Annotated in this window: 14 protein-coding genes; 2 read left to right on the top strand and 12 right to left on the bottom strand. The window is 63.2% G+C overall.

What is annotated here, in order from left to right; genetic code table 11:
- Window positions 1-16 precede the first annotated feature (16 nt).
- The 7 genes from M3465_RS06755 to M3465_RS06725 all read right to left on the bottom strand — a co-directional run bounded on the left by M3465_RS06755 (window position 17) and on the right by M3465_RS06725 (window position 7,803).
- Window positions 17-841 (bottom strand): ABC transporter ATP-binding protein, encoded by an 825-nt coding sequence (locus tag M3465_RS06755; RefSeq protein WP_249500978.1) that lies wholly within the window; start codon window positions 839-841, stop codon window positions 17-19.
- Between the two features lie 73 nt (window positions 842-914).
- Window positions 915-2,210 carry an ABC transporter substrate-binding protein gene (locus M3465_RS06750; RefSeq protein ID WP_249500977.1) on the bottom strand — a complete coding sequence of 432 codons (1,296 nt, stop codon included), beginning with the start codon at window positions 2,208-2,210 and terminating at the stop codon, window positions 915-917.
- 44 nt (window positions 2,211-2,254) lie between these two features.
- On the bottom strand, window positions 2,255-3,484 hold the full coding sequence (locus M3465_RS06745) for a branched-chain amino acid ABC transporter permease (protein ID WP_249500976.1): 1,230 nt from the start codon (window positions 3,482-3,484) through the stop codon (window positions 2,255-2,257).
- 20 nt (window positions 3,485-3,504) lie between these two features.
- A complete protein-coding gene (locus M3465_RS06740; RefSeq protein WP_249500975.1) occupies window positions 3,505-3,753 on the bottom strand; it encodes a hypothetical protein in 249 nt (82 codons plus the stop codon).
- A 57-nt stretch (window positions 3,754-3,810) separates the two neighbouring features.
- Window positions 3,811-4,764, bottom strand: coding sequence for a branched-chain amino acid ABC transporter permease (locus M3465_RS06735; protein WP_249500974.1), 954 nt, complete (start codon window positions 4,762-4,764; stop codon window positions 3,811-3,813).
- 128 nt (window positions 4,765-4,892) lie between these two features.
- The gene (locus M3465_RS06730; RefSeq protein ID WP_249501603.1) at window positions 4,893-5,651 is read right to left on the bottom strand and encodes an ABC transporter ATP-binding protein; all 759 of its coding nucleotides are present in this window, start codon (window positions 5,649-5,651) and stop codon (window positions 4,893-4,895) included.
- A 187-nt stretch (window positions 5,652-5,838) separates the two neighbouring features.
- Window positions 5,839-7,803: an AMP-binding protein gene (locus M3465_RS06725; RefSeq protein ID WP_502846108.1), complete on the bottom strand. Its 1,965-nt coding sequence runs from the start codon at window positions 7,801-7,803 to the stop codon at window positions 5,839-5,841.
- Window positions 7,804-8,012: 209 nt separating this feature from the next.
- Here M3465_RS06725 and M3465_RS06720 point away from each other — a divergent pair, with 209 nt between their 5' ends.
- Together M3465_RS06720 and M3465_RS06715 are read left to right on the top strand one after the other, a co-directional pair.
- Entirely contained in the window at window positions 8,013-9,899 is a 1,887-nt protein-coding gene (locus M3465_RS06720; protein WP_249500972.1) for a hybrid sensor histidine kinase/response regulator, read from the top strand.
- Window positions 9,896-10,597 (top strand): response regulator transcription factor, encoded by a 702-nt coding sequence (locus M3465_RS06715; RefSeq protein ID WP_249500971.1) that lies wholly within the window; start codon window positions 9,896-9,898, stop codon window positions 10,595-10,597. The genes M3465_RS06720 and M3465_RS06715 overlap by 4 nt, the downstream gene beginning before the upstream one ends.
- Window positions 10,598-10,600: 3 nt before the next feature.
- Here the strand turns inward: M3465_RS06715 and M3465_RS06710 are convergent, their stop codons facing one another.
- From M3465_RS06710 to leuS, 5 genes are all read right to left on the bottom strand, one after another.
- The gene (locus tag M3465_RS06710) at window positions 10,601-10,951 is read right to left on the bottom strand and encodes a PRC-barrel domain-containing protein (RefSeq protein WP_249500970.1); all 351 of its coding nucleotides are present in this window, start codon (window positions 10,949-10,951) and stop codon (window positions 10,601-10,603) included.
- A gap of 63 nt (window positions 10,952-11,014) precedes the next feature.
- Window positions 11,015-13,780 (bottom strand): formate dehydrogenase subunit alpha, encoded by a 2,766-nt coding sequence (gene fdhF / locus M3465_RS06705; RefSeq protein WP_249500969.1) that lies wholly within the window; start codon window positions 13,778-13,780, stop codon window positions 11,015-11,017.
- Between the two features lie 88 nt (window positions 13,781-13,868).
- On the bottom strand, window positions 13,869-14,894 hold the full coding sequence (gene holA, locus M3465_RS06700; protein WP_249500968.1) for a DNA polymerase III subunit delta: 1,026 nt from the start codon (window positions 14,892-14,894) through the stop codon (window positions 13,869-13,871).
- Entirely contained in the window at window positions 14,891-15,379 is a 489-nt protein-coding gene (gene lptE, locus M3465_RS06695) for an LPS assembly lipoprotein LptE (RefSeq protein WP_249500967.1), read from the bottom strand. Before lptE ends, holA begins: the two co-directional genes overlap by 4 nt.
- Window positions 15,366-17,951 (bottom strand): leucine--tRNA ligase, encoded by a 2,586-nt coding sequence (leuS, locus tag M3465_RS06690; protein ID WP_249500966.1) that lies wholly within the window; start codon window positions 17,949-17,951, stop codon window positions 15,366-15,368. Before leuS ends, lptE begins: the two co-directional genes overlap by 14 nt.
- Between the last annotated feature and the right edge of the window lie 17 nt (window positions 17,952-17,968).

The raw sequence follows: 17,968 nt of genomic DNA, 5'->3' as shown, positions 1-17,968 counted from the left end.
GGTGTCGTGCATCGCGTCAGGCCAGCCAGCGTTTGCGCCGACGGTAGGACCGCACGTCGCGGAAGGATTTGCGACCCTCGTCCGACATCCCGAGATAGAATTCCTTGACGTCCTGGTTCTCGCGCAGATCCGCCGCTGGGCCATCCAGCACGACGCGCCCATTCTCAAGGATATAGCCCTGATGCGCATAGCGCAGGGCGACATTGGTGTTCTGCTCGGCCAGAAGGAAGGATACACCCTCATTCTCGTTGACCGATTTCACGATTTCGAAAATCTGCTCCACCAGTTGCGGTGCAAGGCCCATGGACGGCTCATCGAGAAGGACCGTCTGCGGCCGGGACATCAGGGCGCGGCCGATCGCCGTCATCTGCTGCTCGCCGCCCGAGGTATAGCCGGCCTGGCTGCGGCGCCGTTCCTTGAGGCGCGGGAAATACTCGTAAACCATCTGCAAATCGGCCTCGATCGCGCCCTTGCCGTCGCCGCGGGTATAGGCGCCCGTCAGAAGGTTCTCTTCGACCGTCAGATGTTCGAAACAATGGCGCCCCTCCATCACCTGGATCACTCCGCGCTTGACCAGCGCCGCCGGGTCGAGATCCTGAACCCGCTCGCCCTGGTAGAGGATGGACCCCTTCGTCACCTCCCCGCGCTCCGAATGAAGCAGGTTGGAAATCGCCTTGAGCGTCGTCGTCTTGCCTGCGCCATTGCCGCCCAGAAGCGCGGTGATCCCGCCCTTCTTCACCGACAGGCTGACCCCTTTCAGCACGAGGATGACGTGATTGTAGATCACCTCGATATTGTTGACCTCGAGCAGGGTCTCATCGGTGGGTCCGGCGTCCAGCATCGTTCTTCTTCTCGTCAAAAATACTCGAAAGCACCGGCGACGGCCCGCGTCGCCGGTGACGGATCAGCGCGCCCTATTCGGCCGCGCAGTCCTCATTGACAGGCCAGGGCGCGTTCGCTTCGGCATAATCGGCCGCGGAGGAGTCGATCAGATCGCGATACCCGTCCACATTCGCTTTCAGCAGATCGGACGCCTTGACGAATTTCTCGCCATCCCACTCCAGCATCCAGCCGCCCGAATGGCCGGTATGGTTCGCGCAGGAGGTCGAAAACGGCGGCACCATCCCCTCCATGCCAAGCTCGGCGATGCGCTCTTCGGTCAGATCGATATTCTCCAGACCCCAGCGCAACTGTTCCGGGCTGATCTCGGCAGTATCGAAATTCTCCTGCGCGTTCTTAATCGCCTCGGCCAGGATCATCGACATGACAAGCCCGCGCCCGTAGAACACGCCTTCGGCTTCTTCGGGATTGGTCTGGCTCAGGCCGGCATCGATGACCTTTTCCCGAAGCTCCTGCATCACCGGCGCATCGGGGTTCGGGAAGGACCAGGAAATCGACTTGTAGCCCTTGCCGTCCTCGCCCACGAGTTTGAGATCGGCATCATGCCCGGCCCACCAGACGCCGATCATGTTCTCCATCGGGAACTTGGTCTTGACCGCCTCGGTGATGGCGCCCGCATTCATCGCGCCCCAGCCCCACATGATCACGTAATCGGGCCGTTCGCGGCGGATCTGCAGCCATTGCGCCGACTGGTTCTGCATTTCCTTGAGACCCACCGGGATCGGAACCAGCTCGAAGCCCTTGTCCTCGGCATGCATCTCAAGAACCGGCAACGGCTCCTTGCCGAACGGGTGATCGAGATGCAGGAACGCGATCTTCTTGCCATCGAGCGAGCCCTGCTCCTCGAGATACTGGATGATCATATCCGCCCCGTCCCAGTACCCGGCCGGCACGTTGAAGGCCCACTGGAACACTTTGCCATCGGCCATCGGAGAGAAGCCGTAACCGGATGCGAGGATCGGGATCTCATCCACGTTGGCCTTCGGCAGCACCTGAAGCGTGATCCCGGTGGACCAGGGCTGCGTCACGATCGCCTTGCCCTTGGTCTTTTCATAACATTCCACCCCCTTTTCGGTGGAATAGCCGGTTTCACATTCCTCGAAATCGACCTTCACACCGCCGATCCCGCCGTCGCGTTCGTTGAGCAGCGTCATGTAATCGGCCTGCCCGTTCATCAGCGGGATTCCCGTCGCCGCGAACGGCCCCGTCCGGTAGGCCATGTTGGGCGTGTATAGCTCCTGCGCCATCGCGCCGGTGCCGATCACCGCGCCAAGCGCGGCGGTGAGGGCCATTTTCCTGTAGCGTTTCATTTTGTCCTCCCATTGGATCTGTCGTTTGCGGTTCTTGGGCCGCCCTAATGCGGGAACGGCCAGATGATGAGTTTCTCGCGAATGAGCCGCCAAAGCTGGTTCAGCCCGTGCGGCTCGATGATCAGGAAAAAGATGATGAGTGCGCCGACGATCATCGTGTTGATATGCTCCACCAGCGCGGAATCGGCGCGGAATCCCTGGGTTTGCGCATAGCCGTAAAGCAGCATCGCCGCGCCGAAGCCCAGCGCCGCTGCGACCCCCCAGAGATTGCGCGCGACCCAGAAGAGGAAGGCCACCGCCAGTATCCCGGCCAGCCAGAGCAGCCCGGCCAGCGCCGACATCTCGAAGATCCGCGTATCCGCCGCCGTGCCCAGCACCACCGGCAACCCGACTATGAGGATCGCACCGAGGTAATTGCCCATGATCGATCCCAGCCCGCCGATGATGGCAATGAAGAGCACCTGGAACGACAGCGGAATATCGAACACGTTCGGCTCCGCCGCGCCCTTCCACATGAACACGTAGAGCGCACCCGCCACGCCCACGACATAGGACGACACGGCAAACGCGGTCAGCTTGGATTTCATCAGGTTGATCCCGATCAGCTCCGCCGCGATATCCATGTCGCGTGTCGCCTTCCAGGTCCGCCCCAGATTGCCCCGCGTGAGGTTGATGCAGACCACGGTCAGCAAGGTGACGATTGCAAGAACGATATAATATTCGGTGACAGACTCTGCCTGCGGGCCGGATACATACAGCCCGAACATATCCAGATTGGGCACCTGGATCGCACCGCTGGCGTTATAGTTGTAAAGCCACGCCCATTTCTCGAAGAGCCAGACAAGGAAGAACTGCGCCGCCAGCGTGGCGATGGCGAGGTAGAACCCCTTGATCCGCAGGCTTGGGATACCGAAGGCCACCCCGATCCCGGCGCTGAAGATGCCCGACAAGAGAATCGCGACGATCGGGTTCAATTCGGGAAAGATCGTGACCATCTTGTAGCACGCATAGGCCCCCACGCCCATGAAAGCCCCGGTGCCGAGGCTCAGCTGCCCCGCAAACCCCGTCAGGATGTTCAGCCCCATCGCCGCCAGCGCGTAGATCAGGATCGGGATCAGCAATGTCTGGAACGCGAATTCCGACGCGGTCAGAGGGAACACCACCCAGACCAGCAAGAGCACGATCCCGAGCAGCACCGCATCCTGCCGGACCGGGAACAGCGCCTGATCGGCGGTATAGCTCGTCTTGAACTGGCCTGCGGTTCTATAAAGCATCTCGTCCTGTCCCTATCGCTCTAGAGCGGCTGTTCTTCGGCAAGATCGTCCCGGATCACCGCGCGGTTGCGCGGGCGGGCATAGCCTGTCGCTTCGGAATGACGGACCAGCCAGAAATACGCCCAAAGCCCCGCCGCTCCGCCCAGCGCCGCCAGAAGAATGGCCGTCACGGTCTGCCCGGAGCCCGATCCGCTCGACAGCGCGAGATATCCGAAGGCCCAAAAGCCGGACCATGCAACGACGTTCAGGATCGCAATCAGTTTCGCCATGTCGGTATCTTCCCTTCTTGTTCCCGTCTCTTCGCTCAAAGCGCGCCCCGCGCTGCGTCAGACCCTTTCAATGATCCGCTCCCCGAACAGCCCCTGCGGCCGGAACAGCAGCACGATCAGCGCCAGCACGAAGGCGAACCATGTCTCGGTATTGCCGCCCAGCAGCGGCTGGCCCCAGTAAATCTCGAAAAGCTTTTCCAGAACGCCGATCATCAGCCCGCCGACAATGGCTCCGGTGATCGACTCCAGCCCGCCCAGCATGAGCACCGGCAGCGCCTTGTAGGCGATCACCTCCAGCGCGAAACTCACCCCGGCGCGCGCACCCCAGGCAATGCCCGTCACCAGCGCAATGATCCCGGCGATGAACCACACCAGAACCCAGATCGTCTGCAGGCTGATCCCGACCGACAGCGCCGCCTGATGATCGTCGCCAAGCGCCCGGATCGCGCGGCCCATCTGCGTGTAATTCAAAAACGCCAGCAGCGCGATCACCAGCAGCGTCGCCACGATCACCACCGTAATATCCAGATGCTGCAGGATCAGCAGCCCGCCGAACGGCTCCAGCACCGTGTCGCCCGTGGGAATGCCCAGATCCCCGGTGATCATCACTTTGTTCTCCCCGCCGAAGATGGTCTCTCCAAGCCCGATCAGGAAGAGCGTGATACCGATGGTCGCCATGAACAGGATGATATCGGGCTGCCCCACCAGCGGGCGCAGCACCACCCGCTCGATCGTTACCGCGAGCACGAACATCACCCCCAGCGTCAGCGCGACACTGACCCAGGCCGGCACGCCCATCGCGTGCAGCCCCACCAGCGTCAGCGCGGCGAACACCACCATGATCCCCTGCGCGAAGTTGAAAATCCGGCTGGAGCGGTAGATCAACACGAAGCCAAGGGCGATCAGCGCATAAAGGATGCCCGAAACCAAACCCTCCCAAAGCACCTGCATCAGAAAATCCGGCGCGGCGAACATATCCACCCAGGGATCGATGAAAATTTCTGCGAACATCCGTGTCTCCTCAGCTTGTCGCCGCTGCGCGATCGGGCGCGCAGGATTCAACCATCCAGCGTCCGCTTTCGATTTCCGACGCGAGGTCCGGCGCGGATGAACACCTCGCGCAAACCGCCACTGCGATCCTAGTCATGCGGCACCCCCAGATAGGCGGCGATCACATCTTCATTGCCGCGCACCTCGTCAGGAGTGCCGTCACCGATCTTCTTGCCGTAATCCATCACCACCACCCGGTCCGACAGGTCCATGACCACGCCCATGTCATGCTCGATCAGGCAGATCGTGGTGCCGAACTCGTCATTCACGTCGAGAATGAAGCGGCTCATGTCCTCCTTCTCCTCCACATTCATCCCCGCCATCGGCTCGTCCAGAAGCAGCAGCGATGGCTCGGCCGCCAATGCACGCGCCAGCTCCACGCGTTTTTTCAAACCGTAGGGAAGCCGCCCCACCGGCGTCTTGCGGATGTTCTGGATTTCCAGGAAATCGATCACCCGCTCCACCTTCTCGCGGTTCTCGACCTCCTCGCGGCTCGCGCGGCCCCACCAAAGCGCCTGGCTCGCGATCCCGGCTTTCATATGGGTCAGCCGCCCGGTCATGACGTTGTCGAGAACAGTCATCCCCTCGAACAGCGCAATGTTCTGAAACGTCCGCGCCACACCCTGCCTTGCGACTTGATACGGCTTCATCGGCGGACGCTTTTTCCCCTGATACCAGACCTCCCCCTCCGACGGCGTGTAAAACCCCGAAATAACGTTGAGCATCGACGATTTGCCCGCCCCGTTCGGGCCGATGATCGCCCGCACCTCGCCCTCGCGAATGTCGAAGGAAATATCCTGGATCGCCACAACCCCGCCGAACCGAAGCGTGATATTGCGCATCTCCATAAGCGTGCCGCCGATCTGTCGCCCGTCCTCGGTGATGTAGCCTGCGGTATCCTTCACGCGCCCCGCTCCCGCTTCTTCTCGTTGAAAATACTCGATCCCCCCGCTGCCACCAGCGCAGGCCCCGCCATAGCGCGCCGTGCGGGACGGCGGGCGGGGCGAGGTTCGCAGAACGAGCGCCGCGCCGCCGTCATTCCGCAGCCATCGCCTTGGGCGTCACCGGCACGACCTTGGCGTCGCGGATCTCCAGCGTGGCCTTGATCTTGCCCTTGCGCCCGTCCTCATAGGTCACTTCGGTCTCGGTATAGACGCTGTTCGAGCCGTCATAGAGCGCGGCAACCAGATCAGCGAATTTCTCGCCGATGATCTTGCGCCGCACCTTGCGGGTGCGCGTCAGCTCCCCGTCATCGGCATCGAGCTCCTTGTGCAGCACCAGGAAGCGATGCACCTGACAGCCCGACAGCATGTCATCCTGAGCGATGCTCTCGTTCGTCTCCTCGATATGCGCCTGGATGGCGTCGAGCACCTGCTTGTGCCCCGCAAGCTCCTGATAGGACGCGTAAGCGATGTTGTTCCGCTCCGCCCAGTTCCCTACCGCCGCGAGGTCGATATTGATGAAAGCACAGCAGCGATCGCGCCCCGCGCCGAACACCACCGCTTCGAGGATGTTGGGATAGAACTTGAGCTTGTTCTCGACATATTTCGGCGCAAACATCGCCCCGTCCGCCATCGCGCCCACATCCTTGGCGCGGTCGATGATGCGCAGATGGCCCGAGGCTTCTTCGATAAACCCGGCATCCCCGGTGGCGACCCAGCCCTCCTGGTCCTTGGTATCGGCGGTCGATTCGGGGTTCTTGTAATATTCCACGAACACCCCGGGCGAGCGGTAGAACACCTCGCCCCCCTCGGCGATCCGTATCTCCACACCGGGCGACGGCACGCCCACCGTGTCCGACCGCACCTCGCCATCGGGCTGCTGGGTAATGAAAACAGACGCTTCGGTCTGGCCGTAAAGCTGCTTCAGGTTGATCCCCAGCGAGCGGTAGAAATCGAAGATCTCCGGCCCGATCGCCTCGCCTGCGGTATAGCCCACGCGCACGTTCGAAAACCCGAGCGCGTTCTTGAGCGGACCGTAGATCAGAAACTCGCCCAGCCGATATTTCAGCCGGTCGTAAAACCCGACCTCCCGCCCATCGAGCAGGTCCGGCCCGACCTTGCCGGCATGGGCCATGAAATGATCGAAGGTCTTTTTCTTGAACGTGCCGCTGTCTTCCATGCGGATCATGATCTGCGTCAACTGCGTTTCGAATACCCGCGGCGGGGCGAAATAATAGCTGGGTGCGATCTCGCGCAGATCGGTCATCATCGTTTCCGGGCTTTCAGGGCAGTTGACACAGAAGCCCGACCAATAGGCCTGCCCGATGGAAAAGATGAAATCGCCCACCCAGGCCATCGGCAGATAGGCCAGCACCTCGTCGTCGGGCTTCAGATGATCGAATTCCGAGGACGCGCGCGCCGTCTCGATGATATTGCGGTTCGACAGCACCACGCCCTTGGGCTTGCCCGTGGTGCCGGAGGTGTAGAGCATCACGCAGATGCTGTCATAATTCAGCTTGTCGCGGCGCCTGTTCAACTCGCCGGTGAATTCGTCGCGCGCGGCGCGGCCCTGCTCCTGCACATGGCTGAACTGATGCAAGCGGCGGTGATCGTATTTCCGCAAACCGCGCGGGTCGAGATAGATCATGTGCTCGAACTGGTGCAGATGCTCCTGCACCTCGATCACCTTGTCCACCTGCTCCTGATCGCCGGCGATCACGAAACGCGCGCCGCAATGCGACAAGACGTATTCCATCTCCTCGGCGACCGAATCCTGATAGAGCGGGACCGGGATCGCACCCACGCTCTGCGCCGCCACCATCGACCAGTAAAGATAGGGCCGGTTGCGCCCGATAATTGCGATGAAATCGCCTTCGTTCACGCCGAGATTCAGCAGGCCCAACGCCAAAGCCTCGACCTCTGCGGCGGTTTCCGCCCAGGTCCAGCTTTGCCAGATACCGTATTCCTTCTCCCGGTAGGCCGGCGAGCGCCCGTATTGCGCTGCATTGCGCGCCAGTAGAGCCGGAACAGAGCGCAGCCCGTCCGCGCCCTTGGTCAGGTGAGCCAAAATCTATCCTCCCTCTGCCCGGGCCTGCCCGGACCACCGCTTTTCGCGGCCTTGCCCGATGTTGGGCAGAACCGAGCCTGCCGGTCAACTTTTTCCTGATGTTTTCAGGACTCCAACGAATTGTAACAGCCCCCTCCCCCTTTGCGCTTCGCCCGGCGGATGGTAGCCAGAACCGGCACGCAAGTTCGGGGCAATGCTGCATGAAAACCGACGCGCTCATCCAGGCCGGGCTGAACCTTATCGGGCAGGCGCTTTCGATCTACGACAGCGATCTCAAACTCGCCGTCTGCAACGCCAGGCTGGCGGAGATGTTCGATCTGCCTGACAGGTTGACCCGCCCCGGCGCGACCTTCGAGGACACGATCCGCCATCTTGCCGAACGCGGTGAATACGGCGAGATCGACGATCTTGACCAATTCGTTCGCCTGCGCGTCGAGCAGGCCCGCGCCTTCGAGCCGCATTACATGGAGCGGTTGCGCACGAACGGGCAGTATATCAGCGTCGAAGGCGCCCCCTTGCCGCAAGGCGGATGGGTGACCGTCTATACCGACATCACCGAGGTCAAATCGCAGGAGCAATTGCTGCGCACACGCTCCGAACTGCTTTCCGAGGAGGTGCTGGCGCGCTCCGAGGAACTCAGCCGGACCAACCGCAAGCTGGCCGCAACCGTCTCCGCGCTCGAAGAGGTGCAGCGCGAGCTGACCGAGATGGAGGCGCGCACGCGCCTGACCACCGAGATGATGCCGGCCCATATCGCCCATGTGGACAGCGCGGGACGCTATACGTTTTCCAATCGCAAACTGTCCTCGGTGATGCCGGGGCGGCCGCAGCAGATCGTTGGGCGGCATATCTCCGAGGCGCTCGGAACGGATGCCTATTCGCGCGTATTGCCGCATCTGCAAATGGCGCTCGCCGGGGAACAATCGACCTTTGAATTCACCGACACGGGCAGCTCCCGCCGCATCCGCGCTGCCTTCACCCCGGACGAAAGCGAGAACGGCGTCTATATCCTGTCGATGGACGTGACCGAGGAAACCCAGGCCCGCGCCGCGCTACAACAGACGCGCCGCCGTGAAATGGCGGCGCGGCTGACCTCGGGCCTTGCGCATGATTTTTCCAACCTGCTGACGATCATCCTCGGGATGCAGGCCAAACTGGCGCGCATGGAATTGCCGGCCGAGGCCGATCCGCTCATCACTGCGACCCTGCAAGCGGCGCGGCGCGGGGGCGATCTGCTCGGACGCATTGCAGATATCACCGCTCATCGCGCCTGGCGCCCCGAACCTGTTGACGTCGCCGCTTTTCTGACCGATCTGCACACGCTCGCCGCGCCATCGCTCCCGTCCGGCATCACGCTGCAAGTAGATGCATCGATCCCCGCGCCGATCCTGCTGGATTCCGGCCAGTTGCAGGACGGCCTTCTGAACCTGATCTTGAACGCCCGCGATGCCTGCGGCGAAAGCGGCCATATCCGCGTGGAGGCGCGTGAAATGCGCGAGACGTGGATCGATTTCATTGTCGAGGATACCGGCCCCGGCTTTTCCACCGCCGCGCGCCGGCACGCGCTCGACCCGTTCTTCACCACAAAGGGCGATGCCGGCACTGGGCTTGGCCTGTCGATGGTTTATGACATGGCCAAGCTTGCGGGCGGTCAGCTTAGCATCGACACACCCGAACGCGGCGCGCGGGTCATCCTGCGCCTGCCACTACGGCGCGCCGCAACGCCCGCGCCGGGCGGCCTTGTCCTGCTTGTCGATGACAGCCCCGACCTACGCGCAACGATCCGCGATATGCTGACGTCACTCGGGCATAGCGTGATCGAAGCCGCTTCGGTGGACGAGGCATTGGCGCTGGCGCAAGGTCTGCCCGAGATCGCGTTCATCCTCTCCGATATCTCGCTCGAAGGCGGCCGGCTTGGCACCGATCTGGTGGATGCGCTTCCGGGCAAACCGGTTTACCTCACCACCTCGCTCCCCCCGTCCGATCCGCGCCACGTGGCGGCAGCGTCGAAAACGGCGGTCCTGCCCAAACCCTTCAGCGCGGCAGAGCTTGCCAAATTCCTCGGACAGAAGGAGCCCGCTGCATGACCCGGCCGATGATCGCTATTCTGGATGATGAACCGGCCATCCGCACGATGCTGTCCGAAGCATTGCAGGATGCCGGCTTCGCGACGCAAAGTTTCGGACGCGCCGCCGATTTCGAGGCTGCGCTGCGCCGCACCGCACCCGATATCTGCCTTGTGGATCTTGGTTTGCCGGACCGCGACGGGCTCAGCCTTGTGCATCGGCTGGCGCTGGAGAAGGGCGCGACCGTCATCATCATTTCAGGCCGCGCGCAGGTTCAGGACCGGATCACCGGGCTTGAGCTTGGCGCGGATGACTACATCATCAAACCATTCGATCCGGCCGAGGTCGTCGCTCGCGTGCGCGCCCGCCTGCGCACCCGCGCCGCCCCGGCGCAAAGCGGGCAAGTCGCGCGGTTCAACGGCTGGACGGCGCATTTCGACCGTTATTCGCTGCGCGACGAAAGCGGGCAGGAAACGCCCTTTTCACATGCCGAGGGAGAGGTTCTGAGGCTGTTTCTCGAAAGTCCGAACCGGCTCATCACCCGAGACTACATGCAAGACAGGCTCGGCGGCGCAGCCGGGGCGAGCTTCGACCGGGCGATGGACGTGCGCATCTCGCGCCTGCGAACCAAGCTGCGCGAGGATCCGAAAAACCCGCGCCTGATCAAGACGATCTATGGCGCGGGTTATATCTTTCTGGCCGATGTCAGCTGGGAATGACGATCATTCGTCCCACGGTCGCAGCTTCTTGAGCTGCTCTGCGGTCATTTTCGACACGTAATGCGAACCTTCCCATTCCAGCGCATCGAGCGGCACCGCGACATCGGAATCCGCAAGGCCCAGAAAGCCGCCGAACTCGATCACGAAACCGGCTGGCTTGCCATCCTGATCGACGAGGATTTCCTCGATCTCGCCGATCATCTCGCCATTCGTGTTGTAGACATCGACATCGTCCACGCTTTGCATATAGGTGCCGTCGCGCGTGTCTTTCGGGCCGGCAGTGCCGACCTCGGCATCCTGCGCGGCGAGCGGTGTTGCCATCAACAGGGCGGCAATGGACGTTGAGCGTAACATGAGGCATCCTCCTGAACGTTGCGTTTCTAAAGGATCAACGCGCGCTCGATCGCCGGGTTCCCGCTATTGCGCCGCCATGCCGGCCTCCGCCGGCTCGACCCGGACGGCGGAAAACTTGAATTCCGGGATCTTGCCATAGGGATCGAGCGCCGGGTTTGTCAGGATGTTCGCGGCCGCTTCGACATAGGCGAAAGGCAGGAACACCATGTCCGGCGCAATCGCCCTGTCGGCCCGCGCCATCACCGTCACCGACCCGCGCTTGGTCGTCAGCCGCACATGGCCGCCGGGTTCGACCCCCAGCTTGCGCAGCGTGGAGGGATGCAGCGAGCAGTTCGCCTCCGGCTCCACCGCATCCAGAACGCTGGCCCGCCGCGTCATCGATCCGGTATGCCAGTGCTCCAGCTGCCGCCCCGTGGTCAGGATCATCGGATAGTCCGCATCCGGCACATCGTCGGGCGGCACGATACTTGCGGGAGTGAACCGGGCCCGCCCCTCGGCGCGCGGGAACCCATCTCCGAACACGATGGGCTGGCCGGGGTCCTCGGGCGACAGCGACGGGTAGGTCACCGCCCCCTCGCGCTCCAGCCGCTCCCAGGTGATGTTGTTCAGGCTCGGCATGTTCAGCGCCATTTCAGCGAACACATCCGCCGGGCTGTCATAGTGCCAATCGAGCCCGCAGCGCCGCGCCAGTTCGACCTCGATCCGCCAATCCTCCCGCGCCTCGCCCGGCGGCGCCACCGCCGCCCGGCCCATCTGGACCTGCCGGTTGGTATTGGTCACAGTGCCGGTCTTTTCGTAGAACGCGCTGGCGGGCAGGATCACATCGGCGTAATTCGCCGTTTCGGTCAGGAAGATATCCTGCACCACCAGATGATCCAGCTTGGCCAAAGCGGCGCGCGCATGTTCCACATCCGGGTCCGACATCGCGGGGTTTTCGCCAAGGATATACATCGCCTTGATATCGCCGTCATGCACCGCATCCATGATCTCGGTCACTGTCAGGCCCTTCTTGGACGAGAAATCGCCCGTGTCCCAAACCTCGGTAAAGGCGCGGCGCACGCCGTCGTCGGTCACGCTTTGATAATCCGGCAGGAACATCGGGATCAGCCCCGCATCCGACGCGCCCTGCACGTTGTTCTGCCCGCGCAGCGGGTGCAGCCCCGTGCCGGGACGGCCCACATGCCCCGTCATGAGCGCAAGACTGATGAGGCAGCGCGAATTGTCGGTGCCGTGGATATGCTGGCTCACGCCCATGCCCCAGAAGATCATCCCCGCCTTTGCGGTCGCGAATTCCCGCGCGACGGTCCGCAGGGTTTCGGCGTCTATGCCGCAGATGGCGGCCATCTTCTCGGGTGGAAAATCGGCCAGATGGGCCTTTTCGGCCTCCCAATTCTCGGTATAGGCCTCGATATATTGCTTGTCGTAAAGCCCTTCCTCCACGATCACATGCATGATCGCGTTGAGCATCGACACATCCGCGCCGGGCCGGAATTGCAGCATATGCGTCGCGAACCGCCGCAGGCCAACACCGCGCGGATCCATCACGATGAGCTTGCCGCCGCGTTTCGTGAACTGCTTGAAATAGGTCGCGGCGACGGGATGATTCTCCACCGGGTTCGCGCCGATGATGATCGCCACATCCGCATTCTCGATCTCGTTGAAGGTGGCCGTCACCGCGCCCGAGCCGACGTTTTCCAAAAGCGCCGAGACCGAGGACGCATGACAAAGCCGGGTGCAGTGATCGACATTGTTATGGCCAAAGCCCTGCCGAATGAACTTCTGGAACAGATACGCTTCCTCGTTGGTGCATTTGGCCGAACCGAAACCCGCCACCTCGCGCCCGCGCCCTTTCAGGCTGCTTGCTGCGACATCCAGCGCCTCGTCCCAGCTTGCCTCGCGAAACACCTCCTGCCAGTTCTCTGGATCGACATTCAGCCCCTTCTCCGGCGCGTCCTCGCGCCGGATCAGCGGTTTGGTCAGCCGGTGCGGGTGGTGGATGTAATCGAACCCGAACCGCCCCTTGACGCAAAGCCGCCCCTCATTCGCCGGCCCGTTGATCCCGTCCACATATTTGACCTTGCCGTCCTTGAACTTGAGCGAGACCTGACATCCCACGCCGCAGAACGGGCAGATGCTGTTTACCGCACGCTCGAAATCCGCGCTGTCGCCGATCTGTTCCTCGTCAACCACGCTCGCAGGCATCAGCGCGCCGGTCGGGCAAGCCTGCACACATTCGCCGCAGGCGACGCAGGTGCTTTCCCCCATCGGATCGTCGAAGTCGAACACCGGATACGCGTCATGCCCGCGCCCGGCCATGCCGATCACATCGTTCACCTGCACCTCGCGGCAGGCGCGCACGCACAGACCGCATTGAATACAGGCATCCAGATTGACCCGCATCGCCACATGGCTGTCGTCGAGCAACGGGATGCGCTCGGCATCCAGCGTCGGAAAGCGGCTCTCGGCGACGCCGGCGTCATGCGCGGTGTCCCAGAACCGCGAAGAGCGATCATGCGCGGCCTCCTGTTCCGGCTGATCGGCGGCGAGCAGTTCGATCACCATCTTCCGCGCGTTTTTCGCTCGCGCCGAATCGGTGGTGACGACCATCCCTTCCTGCGGTTCGCGAATGCAGGAAGCGACCAGAACGCGTTCGCCCTCAACCTCGACCATGCACGCGCGGCAATTGCCATCGGGCCGGTAGCCCGGTGCGGGGGTGTGGCACAGATGCGGGATCTTCAACCCGCGCCCATTGGCGACCTCCCAGATCGTCTCGCCCGGGCGGGCCTCCACATCCTTGCCGTCGAGAGTAAAGCGGATCGTGTCAGTCATGGGGCCTCCCTATCACCCCCAGTGTAAAGCATCGGTGAAGAAATGGCAGATGGGCAATCCCGACATCTTGCCACGGGTTTGCGCCCCGTCACCGCCGTGCCAGCATCGACAACCGGATGAACGCGCGCTCCACGATCGCCAGCGCCGGCCCGTGCTGCCCGGCCGAGCGCAGTGACAGATCGGTTTCCAGCAGCAGCCTCAGCGCCTGTTCCAGCCGGTGCATCTCCCAACCCGACGCCTGCCGCGCCATCCGATCGCGGCGCGGACCGAATACCGGCGGGCGCAGCCGCCCCATCCCCTGCCCAACCCCGCCGGGATCGGACGCAGCGCGATGCAGCGCCTTGAAATGCCGTGTCGCCATGATGAGCAGCGTCACCGCCGCCATGCCCTGCGCTTCCAGCCGCGCCATCACGGGGCCGATCTCCCCGCTGCGCCCCTCGGCCACGATATTGAGCACATCGTCCAGATCCGCCTCCGTCGAGCCGGGCGCGCAAAGCGTCACTTCCTCGGGGCTCAGGGGCGTGTCGTCGCCCAGCTTGTAAAGCGCGATCTTCTGCAGCGTCTGGCGAAAATCCCCCGGATCGAGCTCCCGCGACAGCGCCGTCAGCATTTCCATCGCCGTGCCATCGGGGCGCGCAAGGTCCGCGCGGGTCAGTTCCGCCTCGATCTCGGCGCGGCTGGGCGGGTCGTTGTAAAGCGCGGCGGCATAGGCGTTTGGATGACCCTCAAACAACTTGCGAAGCGCCGATTTCGCCGTCAATTGCCCGGCCGTCACGACGATCTGCGCATCGCCCGGCTGCCAATCCTCAAGCGCGGCGGCAATCGCCTTGGCCGCCGTGTCCGTCGCGTCCTCGACAAAGGCAACGCGCGGGCCGGGGAAGAACCCGACCGCCTTGATCGCGTCGCCCAGCAGCGCCGGCTCGCGCCGCAATTCGGCCGCCGGGATCCGCGTCAGCCGCATCTCCGCCTCGCCTTCGGGGCCGATCAGCGCCGCGATCATCTCCTGCCGCTTGAGCGCGACGCGCATCGTGTCTTCGCCGAAGATCAGAACACCTGTCTTGTCGGGATCGGGCTTGGCGAAATACCCCGCCGCCTCGCGCGCGGAAAGTTTCATCCCGGAAGGCCGCCCGCCGACAGGATCAGCCGATCAACAATCTGATCGGCGAGGATCACCATCAGCCGCGCTTCGGCATCCCGTTCCGCGGCCAGCGTCGCCACGGTCGAGCCTGTTGCCGAATAGCCGGTGAAATTGGTCACTTCGCCCTCGCGCAGAATCCTGTCCGTTTCGGTATCTCTCAGCCGATAGCGCGCGGTGCCGGTGATCTGGAAACGGTTGGTCGTTCCTTCGACCGATGTGGCAAGGCCCAGCTGCCGTGTCTGCGGCGTCACGTTCAGCACGTAGCGCCCGGCATCGTCGCGGCCCAGCCGGTTCTCCAGCCGCTGCGCGATCAGGAACCCTTCCCGCCGTTTCGGTGCCTCGACCCGAAGGTTGCCCGCGAGCCGCGACGCGCCCCCGCTCGGCCCGTAAGCCGGGGAAAACCCGCACCCGGCAACCAAGGCACCGAGTGCGAAAAGCGCGCTGCGCCTATGCCACGACATTCACGATCCGGCCCGGCACGACGATCACCTTCTTCGGAGCGCCCCCGTTCAGCGCACGCTGCACACCCTGCGCCTTAAGCGCCAGCTTTTCAACCTCGTCCTTGGCCATGTCCTTGGGCACGGTGATCTCATCGCGCCGCTTGCCGTTGACCTGCACGGGCATCGTCACGGTATCCTCCACCAGCATCGCCTCGTCGGCGACCGGCCACGCGGCATCGGCAACGAGCCCCTCGCCGTCCAGCATGGCCCAGATTTCTTCGGACAGGTGCGGTGTCATCGGCGACATGAGCTGCGCCAGAACGCGCGCCGCCTGCCGTTTCGCCTCGCCGCCCGCGCCGGATTTGCCCAGCACGTTGGTGAAGGCGTAAAGCCGCGCTATCGAGGCGTTGAAGCCGAAGCTTTCGATCCCCAGCGTCACGTCATGGATCGCCTTGTGCATCTCGCGCAGCAGCGCCTCGTCGTGCTCGTTTGCGGGCGCATCCGCCTCCGCCGCCTCCGCCGCGATACGCCAGACCCGGCCCAGATGCTTGAACGCCGCCTCCGCGCCCGATGCCGTCCATTCGACATCCCGTTCAGGCGGGCTGTCGGACAGCACGAACCAGCGCGCGGTATCGGCGCCGTATTGCTGGATGATCTGCACCGGATCGACCACGTTGTTCTTGGATTTCGACATCTTGGCCGACGGGATGATCTCGACCTCGGTGCCATCGGCCAGAAATCCCTTGCCGTCGCGCAGCTCCACATCCTCGGGATAATGGTAGACCGCGCGGCCCCCCTCGCCCTTGGTCCGGTAGATCGCATGCGTCACCATGCCTTGCGTGAAAAGCGCGTTGAACGGCTCCTTGCATTTCTCCGGCAGATGCCCGGTGAGGTGCATCGCCCGCGCGAAGAAGCGCGAATAGAGCAGGTGCAGGATCGCATGTTCGATCCCGCCGATATACTGATCGACATTCATCCAGTATTCGGCATCGGCCATGTTGGTCGGCGTCTCTGCACACGGAGCGGTGAAACGGGCGAAATACCACGACGAATCGACAAACGTGTCCATCGTGTCGGTCTCGCGCCGCGCCGGCTGACCGCAGGACGGACACGGCACGTTGCGCCAGCTTGGATGACGGTCCAGCGGATTGCCTGGGATGTTGAAGTCAATCGCCGCGCCGTCCTCGTCATAGGGCAGCTCGATCGGCAGGTTCTCTTTCTTCTCCGGCACCACGCCGCAGGCATCGCAATGCACCACCGGGATCGGACAGCCCCAATAGCGCTGGCGGCTCAGCCCCCAGTCGCGCAGGCGGAACTTGGTCACGCCATGGCCCACGCCGTTCTTCTCGCAAAATTCCACCGCCGCCTCGATGGCCTCATCGCCGGTCTGCGCTTCTTCTCCGGCGAAGAAATTGATGTAGCGCACCGTTTCGGGTTTCGGCGGCACATAGGCCGGCCCGCCTTCTTCGGGCAGGATGAACGCGTCCTCGCCCATCGCCGGAACGAAGGTGCTGATGACCGGCAGCTCGTATTTCCGCGCGAATTCCAGATCGCGCTGGTCATGCGCCGGGCAGCCGAAGATCGCGCCGGTGCCGTAATCCATCAGGATGAAATTGGCGATATAGACCGGCAGTTCCCAAGCCGTATCGAACGGATGGCGCACCTTCAGCCCGGTGTCGAAACCCAGCTTCTCGGCGGTCTCCAGCGCCTCGGCAGTGGTGCCGCCCTTGCGCGCCTCGGCGCAGAAGGCCGCGACGTCGGGATTGTCCTTCTCCAGTTGCCGCGCCAGCGGATGGTCGGGCGAGATGCCCAGAAAGGACGCGCCCATCAGCGTGTCGGGCCGCGTTGTGTAAACCTCGATCCGGTCGAACCCTTCGGGTGCGTCGATGGTGGAAAACGCGAATTGCAAACCGCGCGACTTGCCGATCCAGTTGGCCTGCATCAGCTTCACCTTGGCCGGCCAGTCGTCGAGCGTATCGAGCGCTTCCAGCAATTCCTCGCTGAAATCGCTGATCTTGAAGAACCACTGCGTCAGCTCGCGCCGCTCGACCTCCGCGCCCGAGCGCCAGCCCTTGCCGTCGATCACCTGCTCATTGGCAAGCACCGTCATATCCACCGGATCCCAGTTCACCACCGCGTTCTTTCGGTAAACCAGACCGGCCTCCAGCATGTCGAGGAACAGCGCCTGCTGCTGGCCGTAATATTCGGGATCGCAGGTGGCGAACATGCGCGACCAGTCCAGCCCGAAGCCCAATGGCTTCATCTGGCCGACCATCGTGTCGATGTTGGAATAGGTCCAGTCCTTCGGATGCCCGCCCGACGCCATCGCAGCATTCTCCGCCGGCATCCCGAACGCGTCGAACCCCATCGGGTGCAGCACGTTATGCCCGGTGCTGCGCTTGTAGCGCGCGATCACGTCGCCCATCGTGTAGTTGCGCACATGGCCGATATGGATGCGGCCCGATGGGTAGGGGAACATCTCCAAGACGTAATACTTCGGCCTATCCTCCGCCCGCTCGGCACGGAAGGTCTGCTGGGCTTCCCAGGTATCCTGCCATTTCGGCTCGATGGCGGAGGGATCGTAACGCGACATGGGGCTGTCCTTCGGAT

It is taken from the genome of Marivita sp. GX14005 (assembly GCF_023370775.1).
Lineage (GTDB): Bacteria > Pseudomonadota > Alphaproteobacteria > Rhodobacterales > Rhodobacteraceae > Marivita.
Note: the sequence above shows the minus strand (reverse complement) of the source record. Positions and strands in the feature narration are given on the sequence as shown.